The following is a 16925-nucleotide window of genomic DNA, read 5'->3' on the forward strand; positions in this document are numbered from 1 at the left end:
GGTCCGCCATGGCGTTACGTTCGAAGGAGTGATCACCGATGCCTCGGTTCGTCGACCGCGTCGTGATCCACGCGCGGGCCGGCAACGGCGGTAACGGCTGCGCCTCGGTCCACCGCGAGAAATTCAAACCCCTCGGCGGCCCCGACGGCGGGAACGGCGGTCGTGGCGGCAGCGTGATGCTGGTCGTCGATCCGCAAGTGCACACGCTGCTCGACTTCCATTTCCACCCGCATGTCGTGGCGCCGTCCGGCAAGCAAGGGGCGGGCGACAACCGGGACGGGGCCGCAGGCGCGGACCTCGAGGTCAAGGTTCCTGACGGCACCGTCGTGCTCGACGAGGACGGTCGACTGCTCGCCGACCTGGTCGGTGCCGGCACCCGCTTCGAGGCCGCCGCCGGCGGCCGCGGTGGCCTGGGCAACGCCGCGCTGGCGTCACGCGCCCGCAAGGCCCCCGGCTTCGCGTTGCTCGGCGAAAAGGGTCAGGTCCGGGACCTGACGCTCGAACTCAAGACCGTGGCCGACGTTGGACTGGTCGGGTTTCCGTCCGCGGGCAAGTCGTCGCTGGTGTCGGTCATCTCGGCGGCCAAACCGAAAATCGCGGACTACCCGTTCACCACGCTGGCGCCCAACCTCGGCGTGGTGTCTGCCGGCGAGAACACGTTCACCGTCGCCGACGTGCCCGGTCTGATCCCCGGTGCTTCGCAGGGCCGCGGGCTCGGCCTGGACTTCCTGCGGCACATCGAGCGCTGCGCGGTGCTGGTCCACGTGGTGGACTGCGCGACGCTCGAGCCGGGACGCGACCCGGTCTCCGACATCGACGCCCTGGAAGCCGAGTTGGCGGCCTACACCCCGACGCTGCAGGGTGATGCGACACTGGGCGACCTCGCGGAGCGTCCGCGGGCGGTGGTCCTCAACAAAATCGATGTGCCCGACGCGCGGGAGCTGGCCGACTTCGTCCGCGACGAGGTTGCGCGCCGGTACGGTTGGCCGGTCTTCGAGGTCTCCACGGTGACCCGGGAAGGGTTGCGCCCGTTGACGTTCGCGCTATGGGAGATGGTGTCGGCCTACCGCGAATCGCAGCCCGCGGTGGTGCCGCGTCGGCCAGTCATCCGGCCCGTCGCCGTGGACGAGAGTGGGTTCACCGTCGAGCCGGACGGCCACGGCGGCTTCGTCGTCCACGGCACCCGTCCCGAACGATGGGTCGCCCAAACCGATTTCGACAACGACGAGGCGGTCGGTTATCTCGGTGACCGGCTGGCGCGCCTGGGCGTCGAGGAGGAGCTATTCAAGCTCGGCGCACGGCCCGGATGCGCCGTCACCATCGGAGAAGTCACATTCGACTGGGAGCCGCAGACCCCCGCGGGGGTCGATGTGCCGATGTCGGGTCGAGGCACCGATCAGCGGCTGGAGCAGACCGACCGCGTCGGCGCCGCCGAACGCAAGGCGGCCCGGCGGGAGCGGCGACGGCCGGGCGGGGACCCCGGATGAGCGCACCGCTGAGCACTCGGGATGCGATCCGCACCGCGCGCAGCGTCGTCGTCAAGGTCGGCACGACCGCACTGACCACGCCGTCGGGAGTGTTCGACGGGCGCCGGCTGGCGACGTTGGTCGATGCGATCGAAAAGCGCATGCAGGCGGGCTCGGATGTGGTGATCGTCTCGTCGGGTGCCATCGCGGCGGGCATCGAACCGCTCAAACTGTCCAGGCGACCGACGGATCTGGCCACCAAGCAGGCCGCGGCCAGCGTCGGGCAGGTGGCGCTGGTGAACTCCTGGAGCGCGGCGTTCGACCGTTATGACCGCGTCGTCGGCCAGGTGTTGCTGACCGCGCACGATATCGCGATGCGGGTGCAGCACACCAACGCCCAGCGCACGCTCGACCGGCTGCGCGCGCTGCACGCGGTGGCGATCGTCAACGAGAACGACACGGTGGCCACCAACGAGATCCGGTTCGGCGACAATGACCGGCTCTCGGCGCTGGTCGCGCATCTGGTCGGCGCCGACGCCCTGATCCTGCTGTCCGACATCGACGGGCTCTACGACTCGGACCCGCGAAAAGGCGACGCCCGCTTCATTTCCGAGGTGACGCGGCCGGAGGATCTGGACGGTGTGGTGGCCGGCCGCGGCAGTCATCTGGGCACCGGTGGCATGGCGTCGAAGCTGTCGTCCGCGCTGCTGGCGGCCGACGCGGGCGTGCCGGTGCTGCTCGCCGGGGCCACGGACGCCGCCACGGCGCTCACCGACGCGTCGGTGGGCACGGTCTTCGCGCCGCGGCCCGAACGGATGTCGGCGCGCCGGTTCTGGGTGCGCTACGCCGCCGAGGTCGCGGGCGCTCTGACGCTCGACGACGGTGCGGTGCGGGCGGTGGTGCGTCAGCGGCGGTCGCTGCTGCCGGCTGGCATCACCGCGGTGTCGGGCCGGTTCTACGGCGGCGACGTCGTCGAGTTGCGGTCGCAGGACGCGAAGATGGTGGCCCGCGGCGTGGTGGCCTACGACCACAGCGAACTCGCCACCATGTTGGGCCGCTCGACATCGGACCTGCCGCCGGAGCTGCGCCGTCCCGCGGTGCACGCCGACGACCTGGTGGCCATCTGACCTGCGGTTTGGGTGCGCTACTGATCGCTGAGCGATCGAATGCGCGCCGAAATCCCATCGAGCATCGACTTGATCTGCTCGGCGCGCTCGTCGGCGTCGGCCATCACGTCGTCGTCGGCCGCACACACTGTCACGCCGTGCGCCTGTGCGGTCGCTTCGAAGCACTGGCGGACGGCGGGATCGGCGAGGATCACCGCGGCGAGCATCCCCGGAGCGAGTTCGCGGGTCCACAACAGGCCGTCGTACCGCACCTCGGCGGGGATCCGGATCTCCAGCGCACCGCCTTCCAGCTGCTGCTTGGCTGCGGCCAGTAGCAGCGTCAGCGCGGCACGGGAGATCGCGCCGAGCACCTTGCGGCGAAACGGGAACCACGGCAGCGGCAGCTTGTCGACCTGCTTGTCGACGCCCCCGGTGAACAGGTACTCGATCAGGCTGCGGGTGCGGATCTGCTCCACCTTCGCCCACTCGACGGCGTCGCCGTCGAATTCGACCGAGTCCTCGCTGATCGCCACCCCGCCGAAGTGGTTGAGCTTGCGGACCAGCCAGCGCAACTTGGCCGGTGTCAGCGAGTGCTCGGCGACCATGTCCCCGACGCCCAGCGCCCACCGGCCGATGACCGGCCCCGGTTCGGGTCGCCGCCGTTCCAGCAGCGCACTTAGCCACGAGGCGTCCTCGGTGGTTTCCGTCACGCCGTCATTCAAGCCGAAGTGGCGACCTCGGGCAGCTCGTCGGCCAACAACGCCAGCATGGGGGAGCACCCGTTGTCGATCTTCACCGTCGCCAGGTGATCGCCGCGCGTCGGTCCGCGGTTGACGATCGCGATCGGCATGCTCGCCGCCGCGGCGTGCCGCACAAACCGGTACCCCGAATACACCGTCAGCGACGATCCCGCGACCAGCAGCGCGTCCGCCGCGTCGAGGAGAGAATATGCTTGTGCGACATGGCCTTTGGGCACACTTTCGCCGAAGTAGACGATGTCGGGTTTGAGCATCCCGCCACAGCCTGGGCAGTCCACGATGCGGAACACCGCGGTGTCGCGGACGACGGCGTCGGCGTCCGGAGCGACAGCGATGCCACCGACGGATTGAGCGGCGCGCCGGGCGAAACCCGGATTGGCGGCCTCCAGCATTTCGGCGAGCACCGCCCGCGGCATCGTGTTCCCGCAGTCCAGGCAGACCACCTGCGCGTAGGTGCCGTGCAGGTTGACGACGTTGCCGCTGCCCGCCTTGGTGTGCAGCAGGTCGACGTTCTGGGTGATCACCCCGGACACCACGCCCGCGGTTTCGAGCGCGGCAATGGCTCGGTGGCCAGCGTTGGGCAGCGTGGCATCCATGTGGCGCCAGCCGAGGTGGTTGCGTGCCCAGTAGCGCTGGCGGAACACCGGGTCGCCGGTGAACTGCCGGATGGTCATCGGATTGCTCGGCGGCGAGTCCGGGCCGCGGTAGTCAGGGATGCCCGAGTCGGTGGAGATGCCCGCCCCGGTGAGCACGGCGACCCGGCGGCCACGCAACAGGGTGACGAGTTCGGGTGCTTCCACCTGATCGAGAGTAGGCGCTTGTCGAGCGGTCAAGGCGGCCGTGTCAGTTCATCAGCGCCTGCGGCGACAGCTCCTTGAGCATCGCATTGGCCCAGCGCATCTGGCGCAACGCCTGCGGATGGCACCGCTGAGTCAGCTCCAGCAGCCGATCGTCCTTGGCGGCCTGCGCGCCCTGCGCCAGCAGCTCCCAGTCGAGGGAGACCCCGGCCGCCAGGCGGTGCAGCCGCCGCAGATCGGCGAGCAACAGCAGCGCGGGTTCGGGACGGCGGCCGACGCGGTCGCTGATCCACTGCTGGGCGGACTCGGTGAGCGCGGAGGTGCGGGGGTGGGCACGCAGTCGAACGCCGTAGCGCCGGCCGGTTTCGGCAATCAGCTCCACATGCTCGCGTGACCATCCGGCAAGGCCGAGCGCCACGTAGTAGATGGCTTGGTCGTTGTGGTGCCGGGCGGCGGTCGCGTCCAGCGAGCGGGCCAGCCGCAGTTCCGACCGGTGCAGCTCCCGCAGCGCCATGCCGAGTTTCATGGTGTCTCCGACGATGTCAGGGCTTCAGTCGCTTCGGCCACCGCGCCACCGCTTGTCGCATCGACGTCGACCGAAACGGGTGCCGAGGCGGCAGTGGTCGGCGCTGGCGCGGGCGACGTCGAACCGTTTATCCGATGCAGCTTCGCCGCCGCGGTCTTGTAGAGCGGCTGTTTGGACACGGGGTCCCAGTCGGTGATGGTCAGCTCGTTGGCGGCGCGGTGATGGCCGTCGGCGTCGACATCCCAGTAGCCGTAGTGAAACGGTAGGAACAGCACGCCGGTGCGGATCCCGCAGATGCGGGCCTTGGCGGTGACCGAGCCGCGCGGGGTACCGACCTCGACGACGTCGCCCTCTGCGATGGCCAGCCGTTGGGCGTCGGCCTGCGACACCTCCACCCACACCTCCGGTGCTGCGGCCTGCAGTTGTGGCACACGGCCTGTTTTGGTCCGGGTGTGGAACTGGTAGAGAGTCCGACCGGTGGTCAACGCGAACGGATACTCTGGGCGCGGCGGCTCGTGCGGTGAAATGTATTCGGCCGCTTTGATGATCGCCTTGCCTGCCGGATTCATTGCGCGGTACTCGGTGGGCTCCAGCGGTGCGCCGGTGATCAGGTCCTTGCCGTAGGCCTCGCAGTATTCGGGTGAGGCCCAGAACCGGCCGTTGGCGTACAGCCGCTCCGTGCCGTCGGGACTGTCCGCGTTGCAAGGCCATTGGACGCCGCCGGAACCGCGGAGTTTGTCGTAGCTCAGGGCGGTGTAGTCGCACGGGCGGCCGGCGCTGCAGCGTTTCCATGCTTCGAACGCCGATTCGGCGTCGGTCCACGACGGCAGCGGGGCGCCGTCGTTGTCGCGGAAGTCCATCCGGCGCGCGTAGTCGAGGAAGATGTCCAGGTCTGGCCGAGCCGCACCGGGCGGATCGACGGCTTTCTCCGAGAGGTGAACGGTGCGATCGGCGTTGGTGAACGTGCCGGTCTTCTCACCCCACGCTGCGGCAGGGAGGACCACGTCGGCGAGTTCTGTCGTCTCGGTGCAGAAGATGTCCTGCACGATCACAAAGAGCCGGTCCTGGCCCAGAATGCCTCGGATACGCCGCAGCTCGGGAAGCGATACGGCGGGGTTCGTGGCGCTGATCCACAGCAGCCGAAGCGTGCCCTGCTCGGCGTAGCGGAACATCTGCATCGCGTGCGTCGGCGGCGCGTAGTGGGGGATCTGCAGTGCGTCGATGTTCCACAGTCGGGCGAGCTCTTCGATGTGGGAGTCGTTGGACCAGTTACGGAATCCCGCCAGGTCACCGTCCGCGCCACACTCGCGGGTGTTCTCCGCCGTGGGCTGGCCGTTCATCTGCAGGATGCCGCAGCCCGGCCTGCCGAGCATTCCGCGGACGATGTGAATGTTGTTGACCTGCACCGCCGCCGCCGTCGCCTGATGGGACTGGTAAAAGCCCTGCAAGACTGTCGAGAGCAGCGCATGCGCGGTACCGAGCAGCCGCGCCGCCTCCCGGATGTCCTCGGCGGGCACATCGCAGATCTTCGCGGCGCGCTCGGGTGGGAACTCGGCCACCCGCTTTCGCAGTTCGTCGAAGCCGACCGCATGGGCGTCGACGTAGTCGTGGTCCACCCAGTCGTTGCGCAAGATCTCGTGCAACAGTCCGTTCATCAACGCCACGTTGGTCCCCGGCATTGGCGCGAGATGCACTGTGGCGTGCTGTGCGACGGGAGTCGGCCGCGGGTCGACGCATACGATGGCGGGCGGGTCATCACCGGCCAGTCGGTCGAGCATTCGCATCCACAACACGGTTTGGGTTTCGGCCACGTTGTGCCCGAAAAGGGCGATCACGTCGGCGTGGTCGACGTCGGTGTACGACCCGGGCTGACCGTCGCAGCCGAACGATTCCTTGAGCGCCTCGGCGGCGGTCGCGGTGCACAGCCGGGTGTTGCCGTCGACGTGGTTGGTGCCGATCGCACCGTGGGCGATCACGCCCTGCGTGTAGTACTCCTCGAGGAACAGTTGGCCGCTGGTATAGAACCCGAATGCGCTCGGACCCACCGTGTCGAGCAGCTCCTTGCTGCGGCCTACGATCCTGTTCATCGCTGTGTCCCAGTCGGTTTCGACCAGCTTGCCGTTCTCGCGCACCAGCGGTGTGGTGAGCCGGTCGGTGGAGGCGTTGGCCTGCCACCCGAAGAGGTCCTTGGTATCGACCCGGCCGCGGTTGACGCGATCAACGGACCGGCCGCGGATTCCGACGATGCGGCCGTCTTTCACGGCGATGTCGAGGCCGTCACCGTTGGAATGCAGCACCGACGCCGACTGCACCCATCGGTCGACCGCTTCGGGGGCCAGCCCGTTGACCAGGTGCATGTCGACGCGTTCAGGCCAGTGTCCGCCCTTTCCGTAAGGCGTCCGCGTGCCCCACGGTTCGGCGATCCGATCGCGTTTGTTGTCGGTCATGGGTGAAGTCGGGCTACCCGGGAACCGCTGCGTCAAACGCGCTACCGCAAACACTCTGCGACGGGAGTGATGTCGGCGCTCATATTGCTCTTCATCATGGTCAGCGCCGCGTCGCTGAGTTCCGGGTCGATGTGGGCGACCGCATCCGGGGGCACGACGACCGGAAAATGCCGGACGTAGGCGTCCAGCGCGGTGTAGAGGATGCACTGCTCCGTGACCTGGCCGGTGAGGATCACCCGCTCGGGCTTCAGTTGGCCCAGTAAGTACGCCAGCGCGGTGGCGTAGAAGGCGCTGTGGCGCACTTTGGTGAGCATCCGGCAACCCTTGCGGGGGACGATCGGCTCGACCAGGTCGGGGTGCTCACCGCGCAGCGCCGACTGCACGATATCGCCGAACTCCGCGCTGAAATCGCCGTAGTTGTCGTTGACGTAGATGAGGTCCACGTCGTCGCGATCGTGGGCCTCGTCGACGAGCCGGGTCAGCGGGTCGATGATTTCGGCGACGTGCGGAGCCAACTTCTCGGCGTCGGGATGGCGGTAGGCGTTCATCATGTCGATGACCAGCACAGCGGTCGGACTCATGGGGACTTGCATACCCCGTTCCGTTTTCGGGCAACAATGAGGCATGGATTTCTACTCGGCGTACCGGCACGGCTTCGTCCGCGTCGCCGCCTGTACGCACCACACGGCGCTCGCCGACCCGCGCGCCAACGCCGAGTCCGTGCTGCGGATGGCGCGGGACTGTCACGACGACAGTGTCGCGCTCGCGGTCTTCCCGGAGCTGACGCTGTCGGGGTATTCGATCGAAGACATCCTCATGCAGGACACGCTGCTCGATGCGGTCGAAGACGCGGTGCTCGACATCGTCGTGGCCTCGGCCGATCTGATGCCCGTGTTGGTGGTCGGCGCTCCGCTGCGCTACCGGCACCGGGTGTACAACACCGCCGTGGTGATCCACCGCGGGCGCGTGCTCGGCGTGGCGCCGAAGTCTTACCTGCCGACCTACCGCGAGTTCTACGAGCGACGTCAGATGGCGCCCGGCGACGACGTGCGCGGGGCGATCCGGATGGGACGCGGAGACCATTGGGCGGACGTGCCGTTCGGCCCCGACCTGTTGTTCACCGCGACCGACATGCCGGGCTTCGTGTTGCATGTCGAGATCTGCGAGGACATGTTCGTGCCGATTCCGCCGAGCGCGTCGGCGGCATTGGCCGGCGCAACGGTGTTGGCGAACCTGTCGGGGAGCCCGATCACCATCGGCCGATCCGAAGACCGCTGCCTGCTGGCGCGCTCCGCGTCGGCACGCTGCCTGGCCGCGTACGTCTATTCCGCGGCGGGGCCAGGGGAGTCGACCACCGACCTCGCCTGGGACGGCCAGACGATGATCTGGGAGAACGGCGAGTGCCTGGCACAGTCCGAGCGGTTCCCGAAAAGCGAGCAACGCTCGGTCGCCGACGTCGACCTTGAACGGCTGCGCTCCGAACGCATCCGGATGGGCACCTTCGACGACAACCGGCGTCACCACGGCGCGTCGACGGAATCCTACCGGCGGGTGGAGTTTGCGCTCGATCCGCCGTCCGGTGACATCGGGCTGCTTCGGCACGTCGAACGCTTCCCGTTTGTCCCGTCGGATCCCCAACGGCTGGAACAGGATTGCTACGAGGCGTACAACATCCAGGTGGCCGGGCTCGAGCAGCGGTTGCGTGCGCTCGACTATCCCAAGGTCGTGCTCGGGTTGTCCGGTGGCCTGGACTCGACCCACGCGCTGATCGTCGCGGCGCGGGCGATGGATCGCGAACAACGGCCGCGCAGCGACATCCTCGCGTTCACCATGCCGGGGTTCGCCACGGGCGACCGCACCAAGGGCAATGCGCTGCGGTTGGCCGAGGCGTTGGGCGTGACATTCGACGAACTCGACATCAAGTCGACCGCGGAACTGATGCTCAAGAACATGGACCATCCGTTCGGGCGCGGCGAGGAGGTCTACGACGTCACGTTCGAGAACGTGCAAGCCGGGCTTCGCACCGACTACCTGTTCCGGCTGGCCAATCAGCGCGGCGGGATCGTGCTGGGCACCGGCGACCTGTCCGAACTCGCGCTCGGGTGGTCCACCTACGGTGTCGGCGACCAGATGTCGCACTACAACGTCAACGGCGGCGTGCCGAAAACGTTGATTCAGCACCTGATTCGCTGGGTGATCTCGTCCAACCAGTTCGACGAGACCGTCAACGAGGTACTGCAGTCGGTGCTCGACACGGAGATCTCCCCGGAACTGATACCCGCCGGTGAGGACGAGGAGATCCAGAGCAGCGAATCCAAGGTCGGACCCTACGTGCTGCAGGACTTCTCGTTGTTTCAGGTGCTGCGCTTCGGGTTTCGGCCCTCGAAGGTCGCGTTCCTGGCCTGGCACGCCTGGAGCGATCCGGCGCGCGGCGACTGGCCGACCGGCTATCCCGAGGACAACCGGCCGGCGTATTCCCTCAAGGAGATTCGGCACTGGCTACAGGTGTTCGCGCAGCGCTACTACTCCTTCGCCCAGTTCAAGCGGTCGGCGCTGCCCAACGGGCCGAAGGTCTCCCACGGCGGATCGCTCTCGCCACGCGGTGACTGGCGGGCGCCGTCGGACATGTCCGCGCGCACCTGGCTCGACGAGATCGAACGGGAAATCCCCGAGGACTGACTGTGATTTCGGTGTAGTTGGTCGCGCTCGGCGCGACCACGTACACCGAAATCACATTTCCCGGCCTACGCCCGGCACGAACCGGCCGACGGCCGCGAGGTAGTCACGGTAACTGTCGCCGTGCGTCGCGAGCAGATACGGCTCTTCGACGACACGCACCTGCGCCTCGATCGTCGCGACGAGAAGCGCGAAGCCGACAACCGCTACGAGATTCGGTGTGACCAACGCGATTCCGAAGCCGAAGATCATCATCGCGGTGAAGATCGGGTTACGCACCCGGCCGAACACGCCGCTGCGGATCAGAGTCGTGGTCTCGCTCGCGTCGACGCCGATCCGCCACGAGTCGCCCATGTCGAACTGCGCGTAGAGCGTCGCGCCGATGCCGACCACGGCGAGCACGATGCCGATGACATTCAGCCACGGCCGGTCGAGAACCTCCAACGGCGCGACCATGCCGGCGAGCTGCAGGATCGGCGCGAACACGGCGGCGGCCATCGCGACGACGAATCCCACCCCGGCGAACCACTCGGGCGACAGCGGTCGCCCACTGATGCCGCGGAATCCCGTCGATCCGGTGCGGCGCCGCTGTCGCCAACTGCGCCAACCGAATCCGAGCGCGGCGAACACCACGAAGAGCACGAGTGAGACGATCGGCATGCTGACCCTTTCCCTAGACCTTCACGCGCAGCACGGGTCGCCGCGCCAGGCCTCGATACCTTCGCGAACCGCGATCACCGCGATGCCCAGCGCCGCGACCGGATCGGCCCACGACCAGCCGAGCAGGCTGTTGAGCAGCAGCCCCCCCAGCAGGATCGCCGACAGGTAGGTGCACAACAGCGTCTGCTTGGAGTCGGCGACCGCCGACGTCGACCCGAACTCACGGCCGGCGCGCCGCTGCGCCAGGGACAGCACGGGCATGATCGCCAGGCTCAGGGCGGCGAGGACGATGCCGACCAGCGACGGTGCAGCCTCGCCGCGGCCGGTCAGCGCGAGCACCGCGTCGACGGCGACGTATGCCGCGAGGGCGAAGAACGAGAACGCGATGAAGCGCAGCGCCGCCTTTTCCCGCGTCTGTGGGTCACGCGCCGAGAACTGCCAGGCGACGGCCGCCGCCGAGGCGACTTCGACGACTGAATCCAGCCCGAACCCGATCAGCGCTGACGACGACACCCGGGCGCCCTCGGCCAGCGCGACGACGGCCTCGATGACGTTGTAGGTGATGGTGGCCGTCACCAGCCATCGGATGCGGCGGGCGAGCACCTCGCGCCGGGTGGTGGCGGGCATCAGCAGCAGTCGTCGGCGACCGCGGACGGGCAGCAGGCCGGATCGACGTCGAGCACCAGGCCGACCAGGTCGCCGAGCGCGTGTGAGATTCGCTCGTCGGCGAGCTCGTAGCGGCTGCGGCGGCCCTCCGGCTGCGCGATCACCAGGCCGCAGCCGCGCAGACAAGCCAGGTGGTTGGACAGAATCTGGCGGGAGACGCCGATCTTGTCGGCGAGGTCCGAGGGATAGCCGGGCCCGTCACGCAACATCAACAGGATCTCGGCGCGGGTCGGGTCCGACAGCGCGCAACCGAACCGCGACAGCGCATCGCTGTGGGTGATCGTCTGCATGGCGCAGACAGTACATCAAATGCTGTATTCAGCCAAGCCTGAACTATTGCGTGGCGGGTTCGGTGCGCTACATGTCGCTCATCGACCAGTAGCGCGCCGAAATCGCCACGTCAGAGGCGGCCGTCGACGCGGAGGTCGGGGTGCACCCAGGCCGGGGAACGGCGCTCCTTGAACGACCGGAAGCCCTCCATCGCCTCCGCCGAGGAGTAGCTGGCCTGCATCCCGATGCGGTCGAACAGCCCCAGATAGTTGTCCAGACTCGACTTGACCACGCCGCGGGCGCCGGGCGCGGTCCGACAGCACTGGCCGAGCACATCACGCGCCGCGTCGAGCAGATCGTCGTGCGGCACCACACGCGTCACCATGCCCCACTCCAGCGCCTCCTGCGCGGTCAAGGTCCGACCGGTGAACATCAGGTCCCGCGTGCGGACCGGGCCGATCAGGCGGGCCAGCATCTGGCTGTAGTACGTGTCGGCGATACCACGCAGCAGTTCGGGGACCCGGAACGTGGCCCGGTCACTGACGACCGTCATGTCGCTGCACAGCGCGATCTGCAGCCCGCCGCCCTGACACAACCCGTTGACCGCCGACACCACCGGCTTGACCGACTGCCGCAGGGTCTCGAACGGTGTCACGTCCATGCCGAGCGCCGACCCGAACGTCAGCCAGTTGTCGCTGCCGTCGCCTCCGCCCATGTCACCGCCGGGCGCGAAGACGTCGCCGGTGCCGGTGATCAGCAGCCCCGCCAGATCCGGATCGGCGTCGACGTGGCGCACCGCGTAGCGGATCCCGAAGTACATCGCGGGCGTCATCGCGTTGCGCGCTTCCGGTCGGTCGAGCCGGCACACCCCGAACGGGCCCTCGCGGGTGAACTTCAGGTACGGGGTGCCGAGCCAGTCGCCTTCGGGTGGTCGCGGGCTGTCGGTGGTGCTCGGCTGGATGCTCGTCATAACTGCCTTTCTGTCGCTCGGTTGGATACCGCGTCGTCGATGGCTTCGGTGTACGGCGCACAGTCGCCGGCGCCCGGAACGAGCGTGGACAAGGCCGCCGCCGCGCACGCCCGGCGCAGCGCGGTCTCGTGGCCGTCGAGCCAGTGCGCGGCGAGCACACCGGCGAACACGTCGCCCGCACCGGTGGTGTCCACCGCGCGCACGGCGGGGGCGGGGACGACGAACCGCTCGCCGTCGCCCAGATAACTCGCACCGTGCGGACCCCGGGTGATGACCAGATGCGGAACCGGCCAGTGCCACTCGCCGGCCTCGGTCTCGTTGACCACGACGACGTCGGCCGACTCGGACAGGGCAAGCAGCTCGTGCGGCGGGGCACCCGGCGGTGAGGCGTTGACGACGACGACCGCACCAGCCGCGCGTGCCACCCGGGCGGCGGCGATGGCGGTGGGAAGAGGGATCTCCAATTGCAGCAGCAACACGTCGCAGTCGGCGATGACGGCCCGCACGTCTGCGGAGTCGACGTTCAGCGCGGCGTTCGCCCCCGCGGCGACAACGATCGTGTTCTCCGCCGACGAGTCCACCAGGATCACGGCCGATCCGCTCGGCCCGGGCACCGTGACGACGCCGTCCAGACCGATCCCGTTGGCGGCGAGGTGAGCCCGCAGCATCTCTGCGGCCCCGTCACTGCCGAGCGCGGCGACCAGTTGCACCGCCGCGCCTGCCCTCGCCGCGGCCACCGCCTGGTTGCCGCCCTTACCGCCCGGTGAGGTCGACAGGCCGGACGCCAGCACGGTCTGACCGGGGCGGGGCAGGGCGCTCACCGTGAACGTGTGGTCGGCGTTGACACTGCCGACCACACATACCCGGCTGCAGACCCGCGCCACCATGACCCCCAACGCTAATGCAGCACGGCTACCTGACACGTGTCGAACGCCCGAAGCCCGTTCGATACGCTGGTTTGATGAGTGTGCAGGTCCCACTGGCCGCTGATGCCGCCGATCTGCGAGGTCAGGTACACCACGCCGCCCGCCGAGCCCGCGTGGCGGCGCGCACGCTGGCCACCCTCAGCTCGGAGACCAAGAACCGCGCGCTGAACACCGCCGCCGACCACGTGTTGATGTCGACGCGGCAGATCCTGGAGGCCAACGAGCAGGACCTCGCCGCCGCCCGCGCCGCGGGCACGCCTGATGCGATGCTCGACCGGCTCGCGCTGAACCCGGACCGGATCGACGGCATCGCCGATGGGCTGCGCCAGGTGTCGCGACTCCCCGACCCGCTGGGTGAGGTGCTGCAGGGCCGCACACTGCCCAACGGTCTGCAACTGCGGCAACTGCGTGTGCCGCTCGGTGTCGTCGGCATCGTCTACGAAGGCAGGCCGAACGTCACCGTCGACGCGTTCGGGTTGACGCTGAAGTCCGGCAACGCGGTGCTGCTTCGCGGCAGCTCCTCGGCGGCCAACTCCAACGCCGCGCTGGTGAACGCGCTGCGCGCCGCGCTGGCCACCGAACTGCTCGACGTCGACGCCGTGCAGTTGCTGCCCAGCTCCGATCGTGCCAGCGTCACCCACCTGATCCAGGCCCGCGGGCTGGTCGACGTCGTCATCCCGCGCGGCGGCGCAGGGCTGATCGACGCGGTTGTCCGGGATGCGACGGTGCCGACGATCGAGACCGGCGTGGGCAATTGCCATGTGTACGTGCACGAGTCGGCCGATATGGATGTCGCCGAACGCATCCTGCTCAACGCCAAGACGCGCAGACCCAGCGTGTGCAACGCAGCCGAATCGGTTCTGGTCGACGCCGCGATCGCCGATCGGGCGGTGCCGCGGCTGACCCGCGCGCTGCAGGACGCCGGTGTGACGGTGCACGACAACCCGTCAGAAGAGGAGTTGCGTGCCGAGTTCCTGTCGATGGACATCGCGTTGGCGGTGGTCGACGGTGTCGACGCAGCCATCGCCCACGTCAACGAATTCGGCACCGGGCACACCGAAGCCATCGTCGCCACGGATCTCGCTGCGGCGCAACGGTTCACCGAGCGGGTCGATGCGGCTGCGGTGATGGTGAACGCGTCGACGGCCTTCACCGACGGTGAGCAGTTCGGGTTCGGCGCCGAGATCGGAATCTCCACCCAGAAACTGCACGCCCGCGGACCCATGGGTCTGCCCGAACTGACGTCAACCAAGTGGATTGTGTGGGGAGACGGCCACACCCGCCCGTCCTGATATTAGGAGAGTTATCCGTGAGCCTCCCCGCGCGCCCCGCGCCGCTGTTCGCCGACATCGACGATGTCGGCAGGCGGCTGGCCGAAACCGGCTACCTGCCCGATACCGCAACCGCGACAGCGGTTTTCCTGGCCGACCGGCTGGGCAAGCCGTTGCTGGTGGAAGGACCTGCGGGTGTCGGCAAAACCGAACTGGCCCGCGCCGTCGCACAGTCGACCGGATCGGGACTGGTGCGGCTTCAGTGCTACGAGGGCGTCGACGAGGCCCGTGCGCTCTACGAGTGGAACCACGCCAAGCAGATCCTGCGGATCCAGGCCGGACACGGCGACTGGGACTCCACCCGCGACGACGTGTTCAGCGAGGAGTTCCTGTTGTCGCGGCCACTGCTGACCGCCATCCGGCGCACCGAGCCGACCGTGCTGCTGATCGACGAGACCGACAAGGCCGACATCGAGATCGAAGGCCTGCTGCTGGAGGTGCTCTCCGACTTCGCGGTGACCGTGCCGGAACTGGGCACGATCAGTGCGGAGCGCGCGCCGTTCGTCGTACTGACCTCCAACGCCACCCGCGAGCTGTCCGAGGCGCTCAAGCGCCGGTGTCTGTTCCTGCACATCGACTTTCCCGATCCCGACCTCGAGCGGCGCATCCTGCTGTCCCGCGTGCCGGAGTTGCCCGAGCGGCTCGCCGACGAGCTGGTCAAGATCATCGGCGTGCTGCGCGGAATGCAGCTCAAAAAGCTGCCGTCGGTGGCTGAGACCATCGACTGGGGTCGCACCATTCTGGCGCTCGGCCTGGACACCATCGACGACGCGACGATCGCAGCCACCCTGGGTGTGGTGCTCAAACATCAGTCCGACCAGATCAAGGCCTCCGGCGAGCTGAGGCTGAACTGAGATGGCCGTCCGCCGGACTCGACCGTCGCAGCCGTTGGCGCCGCACGGCCTGCCCGGCCACCTCGTCGGGTTCGTCGAAGCGCTACGCGCGCAGGGAATTTCGGTAGGACCGTCAGAGACGGTCGACGCCGGGCAGGTGATCGCCGTGCTGGGCTTGACCGATCGCGAGGCACTGCGGGAGGGCATCGCGTGCGCGGTGTTGCGCCGCCCCGACCACCGCGACACCTACGACGCGATGTTCGACCTGTGGTTCCCCGCCGCGCTGGGTGCCAGGACGGTTCTGGTGGACGACGAAGGCGAAGCGGACGACAGCGACCCGGGTCTACCGCCCGAGGACGTCGAGGCGATGCGGTCGGCGCTGCTGGACATGCTGGCCGACAACGAGGACCTGGCCAATCTCGATGAGCGGATGGCCGCCATGATCGCCCAGATCGTCGAGGCGTACGGCCGCTACAACTCCAGTCGAGGCCCGTCGTATTCGTCTTATCAGGCACTCAAGGCAATGAACCTCGACGACCTCGAGGGCCGGTTGCTCGCCGGCCTGCTGGCGCCGTACGGCGAAGAACCCACACCGACCCAGGAGCAGATCGCCAAAGCACTTGCCGCGCAGCGCATCAACCAGTTGCGCAAGATGGTCGAGGCGGAGACCAAACGCCGCACCGCCGAACAGCTCGGCCGTGACCACGTACAGATGTACGGTGTGCCGCAGCTCGCCGAGAACGTGGAGTTCCTGCGTGCCTCGGGTGAGCAGTTGCGCCAGATGCGCCGGGTGGTGGCGCCGCTGGCCCGGACGCTGGCGACCCGGCTGGCCGCGCGGCGGCGGCGGTCGCGCGCCGGCGAGATCGACCTGCGCAAGACGCTGCGCAAGTCGATGTCCACCGGCGGGGTGCCGATCGACGTGGTGCTGAAGAAGCCGCATCCCGCCCGGCCCGAACTGGTCGTGCTGTGCGACGTGTCGGGGTCGGTCGCCGGGTTCAGCCACTTCACGCTGCTGCTCGTGCATGCGCTGCGCCAGCAGTTCTCCCGCGTGCGCGTCTTCGCCTTCATCGACACCACCGACGAGGTCACCGAGCTGTTCGGGCCGGACGCCGACCTCGCGGTGGCGGTGCAGCGCATCACCCGGGAAGCGGGTGTGTACACCCGCGACGGGCACTCCGACTACGGCCACGCGTTCGCGTCGTTCATGGACAGGTGGCCCAATGTGCTCTCGCCGCGCAGCGCGCTGCTGATTCTCGGCGACGGCCGCAACAACTACCGCAACCCGGAGATCGACCTGCTCGCGCACATGGTCAACTCCAGCCGGCATGCGCACTGGCTGAACCCCGAACCGCGGCACCTGTGGGGCAGCGGGGACTCGGCGGTGCCGCGCTATGCGGACGTCATCACCATGCACGAATGCCGGTCAGCCAAGCAGTTGGCCTCGGTCATCGACCGGTTGCTACCCGTCTGACCGGCTCGGCCACTCCCGTAAG

The 16925-nt window shown here is 68.4% G+C and carries 16 protein-coding genes; 6 read left to right on the top strand and 10 right to left on the bottom strand.

The features are described 5' to 3' along the window. Nucleotides 1-38: 38 nt before the first annotated feature. Entirely contained in the window at nucleotides 39-1487 is a 1449-nt protein-coding gene (gene obgE, locus G6N18_RS00885) for a GTPase ObgE (protein ID WP_083001305.1), read from the top strand. After that, nucleotides 1484-2593, top strand: coding sequence for a glutamate 5-kinase (gene proB / locus G6N18_RS00890; RefSeq protein ID WP_407663539.1), 1110 nt, complete (start codon nucleotides 1484-1486; stop codon nucleotides 2591-2593). The genes obgE and proB overlap by 4 nt, the downstream gene beginning before the upstream one ends. 17 nt (nucleotides 2594-2610) lie before the next feature. On the opposite strand, the gene G6N18_RS00895 is transcribed toward proB, so the two are convergent. Genes G6N18_RS00895 through G6N18_RS00915 form a run of 5 tightly spaced genes read right to left on the bottom strand, consistent with a single transcriptional unit; the run spans nucleotide 2611 to nucleotide 7681 of the window. Continuing rightward, nucleotides 2611-3282, bottom strand: coding sequence for a hypothetical protein (locus G6N18_RS00895; protein ID WP_083001303.1), 672 nt, complete (start codon nucleotides 3280-3282; stop codon nucleotides 2611-2613). Between the two features lie 8 nt (nucleotides 3283-3290). Further along, on the bottom strand, nucleotides 3291-4130 hold the full coding sequence (locus G6N18_RS00900) for an NAD-dependent protein deacetylase (RefSeq protein ID WP_083001301.1): 840 nt from the start codon (nucleotides 4128-4130) through the stop codon (nucleotides 3291-3293). Nucleotides 4131-4173: 43 nt separating this feature from the next. Continuing rightward, nucleotides 4174-4653 carry a hypothetical protein gene (locus G6N18_RS00905; protein ID WP_067226433.1) on the bottom strand — a complete coding sequence of 160 codons (480 nt, stop codon included), beginning with the start codon at nucleotides 4651-4653 and terminating at the stop codon, nucleotides 4174-4176. Further along, nucleotides 4650-7100, bottom strand: a complete 2451-nt coding sequence (locus G6N18_RS00910) for a molybdopterin oxidoreductase family protein (protein WP_083001299.1) — start codon at nucleotides 7098-7100, stop codon at nucleotides 4650-4652. The genes G6N18_RS00905 and G6N18_RS00910 overlap by 4 nt, the downstream gene beginning before the upstream one ends. Nucleotides 7101-7141: 41 nt before the next feature. Continuing rightward, nucleotides 7142-7681 carry a cysteine hydrolase family protein gene (locus G6N18_RS00915; RefSeq protein ID WP_067226428.1) on the bottom strand — a complete coding sequence of 180 codons (540 nt, stop codon included), beginning with the start codon at nucleotides 7679-7681 and terminating at the stop codon, nucleotides 7142-7144. Nucleotides 7682-7724: 43 nt separating this feature from the next. On the opposite strand from G6N18_RS00915, the gene G6N18_RS00920 reads away from it, so the two are divergent. Continuing rightward, a complete protein-coding gene (locus tag G6N18_RS00920) occupies nucleotides 7725-9779 on the top strand; it encodes an NAD(+) synthase (protein ID WP_083001297.1) in 2055 nt (684 codons plus the stop codon). 51 nt (nucleotides 9780-9830) lie between these two features. Here the strand turns inward: G6N18_RS00920 and G6N18_RS00925 are convergent, their stop codons facing one another. The 5 genes from G6N18_RS00925 to G6N18_RS00945 form a co-directional block, all read right to left on the bottom strand. Then, nucleotides 9831-10436: a methyltransferase family protein gene (locus tag G6N18_RS00925; RefSeq protein WP_083001295.1), complete on the bottom strand. Its 606-nt coding sequence runs from the start codon at nucleotides 10434-10436 to the stop codon at nucleotides 9831-9833. 21 nt (nucleotides 10437-10457) lie between these two features. Then, complete coding sequence (locus tag G6N18_RS00930) at nucleotides 10458-11063, bottom strand: cation efflux transmembrane domain-containing protein (protein ID WP_083001293.1); 606 nt, start codon at nucleotides 11061-11063, stop codon at nucleotides 10458-10460. Next, nucleotides 11063-11392, bottom strand: a complete 330-nt coding sequence (locus tag G6N18_RS00935; RefSeq protein ID WP_083001292.1) for an ArsR/SmtB family transcription factor — start codon at nucleotides 11390-11392, stop codon at nucleotides 11063-11065. Before G6N18_RS00935 ends, G6N18_RS00930 begins: the two co-directional genes overlap by 1 nt. Nucleotides 11393-11502: 110 nt before the next feature. Further along, nucleotides 11503-12342, bottom strand: coding sequence for an enoyl-CoA hydratase/isomerase family protein (locus tag G6N18_RS00940; protein WP_083001290.1), 840 nt, complete (start codon nucleotides 12340-12342; stop codon nucleotides 11503-11505). Continuing rightward, nucleotides 12339-13229 (bottom strand): ribokinase, encoded by an 891-nt coding sequence (locus G6N18_RS00945; RefSeq protein WP_083001404.1) that lies wholly within the window; start codon nucleotides 13227-13229, stop codon nucleotides 12339-12341. The genes G6N18_RS00940 and G6N18_RS00945 overlap by 4 nt, the downstream gene beginning before the upstream one ends. Before the next feature lie 74 nt (nucleotides 13230-13303). Here G6N18_RS00945 and G6N18_RS00950 point away from each other — a divergent pair, with 74 nt between their 5' ends. Genes G6N18_RS00950 through G6N18_RS00960 form a run of 3 tightly spaced genes read left to right on the top strand, consistent with a single transcriptional unit; the run spans nucleotide 13304 to nucleotide 16903 of the window. After that, a complete protein-coding gene (locus G6N18_RS00950) occupies nucleotides 13304-14560 on the top strand; it encodes a glutamate-5-semialdehyde dehydrogenase (RefSeq protein ID WP_083001288.1) in 1257 nt (418 codons plus the stop codon). 17 nt (nucleotides 14561-14577) lie between these two features. Continuing rightward, nucleotides 14578-15453 (top strand): AAA family ATPase, encoded by an 876-nt coding sequence (locus G6N18_RS00955; RefSeq protein ID WP_083001287.1) that lies wholly within the window; start codon nucleotides 14578-14580, stop codon nucleotides 15451-15453. A 1-nt stretch (nucleotide 15454) separates the two neighbouring features. Further along, entirely contained in the window at nucleotides 15455-16903 is a 1449-nt protein-coding gene (locus tag G6N18_RS00960; protein ID WP_083001285.1) for a vWA domain-containing protein, read from the top strand. Nucleotides 16904-16925 lie beyond the last annotated feature (22 nt).

Source organism: Mycolicibacterium celeriflavum, assembly GCF_010731795.1.
Classification (GTDB): domain Bacteria; phylum Actinomycetota; class Actinomycetes; order Mycobacteriales; family Mycobacteriaceae; genus Mycobacterium; species Mycobacterium celeriflavum.

Excerpts from the sequence above, each read along its gene's own strand:
- obgE (WP_083001305.1), top strand. The coding sequence starts at position 39 with ATGCCTCGGTTCGTCGACCGCGTCGTGATCCACGCGCGGGCCGGCAAC.
- proB (WP_407663539.1), top strand. The coding sequence starts at position 1,484 with ATGAGCGCACCGCTGAGCACTCGGGATGCGATCCGCACCGCGCGCAGC.
- G6N18_RS00905 (WP_067226433.1), bottom strand. The coding sequence starts at position 4,653 with ATGAAACTCGGCATGGCGCTGCGGGAGCTGCACCGGTCGGAACTGCGG.
- G6N18_RS00910 (WP_083001299.1), bottom strand. The coding sequence starts at position 7,100 with ATGACCGACAACAAACGCGATCGGATCGCCGAACCGTGGGGCACGCGG.
- G6N18_RS00915 (WP_067226428.1), bottom strand. The coding sequence starts at position 7,681 with ATGAGTCCGACCGCTGTGCTGGTCATCGACATGATGAACGCCTACCGC.
- G6N18_RS00920 (WP_083001297.1), top strand. The coding sequence starts at position 7,725 with ATGGATTTCTACTCGGCGTACCGGCACGGCTTCGTCCGCGTCGCCGCC.
- G6N18_RS00925 (WP_083001295.1), bottom strand. The coding sequence starts at position 10,436 with ATGCCGATCGTCTCACTCGTGCTCTTCGTGGTGTTCGCCGCGCTCGGA.
- G6N18_RS00930 (WP_083001293.1), bottom strand. The coding sequence starts at position 11,063 with ATGCCCGCCACCACCCGGCGCGAGGTGCTCGCCCGCCGCATCCGATGG.
- G6N18_RS00935 (WP_083001292.1), bottom strand. The coding sequence starts at position 11,392 with ATGCAGACGATCACCCACAGCGATGCGCTGTCGCGGTTCGGTTGCGCG.
- G6N18_RS00940 (WP_083001290.1), bottom strand. The coding sequence starts at position 12,342 with ATGACGAGCATCCAGCCGAGCACCACCGACAGCCCGCGACCACCCGAA.
- G6N18_RS00945 (WP_083001404.1), bottom strand. The coding sequence starts at position 13,229 with ATGGTGGCGCGGGTCTGCAGCCGGGTATGTGTGGTCGGCAGTGTCAAC.
- G6N18_RS00950 (WP_083001288.1), top strand. The coding sequence starts at position 13,304 with ATGAGTGTGCAGGTCCCACTGGCCGCTGATGCCGCCGATCTGCGAGGT.
- G6N18_RS00960 (WP_083001285.1), top strand. The coding sequence starts at position 15,455 with ATGGCCGTCCGCCGGACTCGACCGTCGCAGCCGTTGGCGCCGCACGGC.